Below are 1771 nucleotides of genomic sequence, written 5' to 3'. Positions count from 1 at the left end.
AAGGTCGTAGCGCAGCAGGGGCATGGCGTGGGGCTGCAGGGTGCGGCGCACTTCCTCGTGCGAAGCGTGCAGGTCGCGCTGGCTTTCCGGCGCCGAGGGGTAAGCCGCAAAAATATTACGCCCCACGGCCTGCTCGCGCGGCAGCAGCGACACGGCCACGTGCTGGTCGGAGTTGTCGAGCACGGTGCCGTCGGGGGCCAGTAGCAGGTAGGAGCCCGGCAGCATCCGGAAAAGCGCCCGATAGTCGATAGCAGCAGAGGCAGGGAAATCAGCCATGGAAAAGCAAGGAATGCATCAGAAGAAAGCCGGCGGCCGCGGCGACGAATGGTCGCTCCGGCAATGGCACTGGCGATACGTAAACCGCCGATGCGCCGTTCGTGAGTGGTGGCGTTTATTGCGGAAGCCCCGGCTGGTCGGCACCGGGCCCGGAGGTGAAATGGCGCATGCGGTAGCAGTTCATCGCCGTATCGCCGAGCTGCTCAATGAGCTGGTAATTGGCCACGGCTCCCACGGCCGCGCCCACAAACGGCAGCAGCTGGGCCATTTTAGCCAAGTCGATGTAGTCGCGGTATTCCTGCTGAAACGTGCGCCAGTCGAACTCCTCGGGGTCGAGGGGGAGCGTGAGGCGGTAGCTGTCCCAGTGGGCCAGCCGCTGGTAGGTGAGGTTGCGGGTGTGCTGGCTGCTGAACGCCAGCTGAAAAACGTGCAGCACATACAGCCGCTCGGTATAGTCGTGCACATCGTAGCCGTAGGCCGCGGCCAGGTCGAACAGCAGCTTGATTTTAATGCCCAGCAACAACGGAAAGTCGGCCAGGCCCAGTAGGAAGCCCCCGGCTCCGGTTACGGCCCCTTCGGCCGTGGCCATGGTGCGGTAGTTCCGAATCTGGTTGCGGGCCACGGCCTCGCGCTGCACGAACGTTGCCGGGGCCAGCCGGATGCCGGTAGTGTGCTGCGAGCCAAACAGGACGCCCCGTACCATTTGCCGAATGGCGGCCGTGATGGCCTGGTGCACCCGCTCCGGCAGCAGGGCGTTGAGGCGGATTTGCACGCGGCGGGCAAACTGGTTCAGGCGCGAGGGCGGGCGCTGCATGCGGCGCTGCCACAGGCGCAGCTCGGCGCGGGCCAGCTGGTCGGCATTGGTTTCGGAAGGGGAAAGGGCTTCAGTCATGGCACCGCGAAGCTACGCGCCGTAGTTGCTACGCCGGCTGTTTTAGGCCGGGGCGGCCACTCCCAGCTGCTGTAGCCGCACCTGGTACTTGGCGTAAATGGCCTGCAGGTCGGCATTGTGCTTGGCGGCATCTACGCCGATGCTCACGTTGCGGGCGTGGAAGCGGTGCAGGTGGCTGATGTGCGGGCACACCACCGGCAGCTGCCCGGCCAGCAGAAAGCGCACGTACAGGTCGAGGTCTTCGGCCATGGGCAGCACGTCGTCGTAGCCGCCCACTTCATCGAAAAATGGCCGGTGGTAGCACACGTTGCCCTGAATGAAATGCTCGGCCCGAAAAATAGCCTGCAGCATGGCCGTAGGCGAGTCGAACTGCCAGGCATAATAATCTTCGTTGGGCAGGTAGCGGCCGTGCTCGTCTACGCGCAGAAAATCGGCCACGAACCAGGGGCGGCCGGGGTGGGCGTTTATCTGGGTGGCATAGTGAAACAGCGTGCGCTGCAGCAGGAAATCGTCGTCGTCGAGCGGCACTACCCAGGCTTCCGGGTCGGCGGCGGCCACGAGCTGATTGCGGGCGGGGCCGGCCAGCAGCCGGTCGGGCGAGTG

The 1771-nt window shown here is 65.0% G+C and carries 3 protein-coding genes; all 3 read right to left on the bottom strand.

Features of this window, described 5'->3' with window-relative positions; translation table 11 throughout:
* A partial coding sequence (locus ACYVDE_RS21740) for a hypothetical protein (RefSeq protein WP_460503633.1) occupies window positions 1-276 on the bottom strand: 276 nt, incomplete at its 3' end.
* 115 nt (window positions 277-391) lie between these two features.
* On the bottom strand, window positions 392-1168 hold the full coding sequence (locus ACYVDE_RS21735) for an EcsC family protein (protein WP_460503632.1): 777 nt from the start codon (window positions 1166-1168) through the stop codon (window positions 392-394).
* Between the two features lie 42 nt (window positions 1169-1210).
* A partial coding sequence (locus ACYVDE_RS21730) for a glycosyltransferase family protein (protein ID WP_460503631.1) occupies window positions 1211-1771 on the bottom strand: 561 nt, incomplete at its 5' end.

This window comes from Hymenobacter agri, assembly GCF_054778495.1.
The sequence above is the reverse complement of the archived record's forward strand: the minus strand, read 5'-3'. Positions and strand labels throughout refer to the sequence as shown.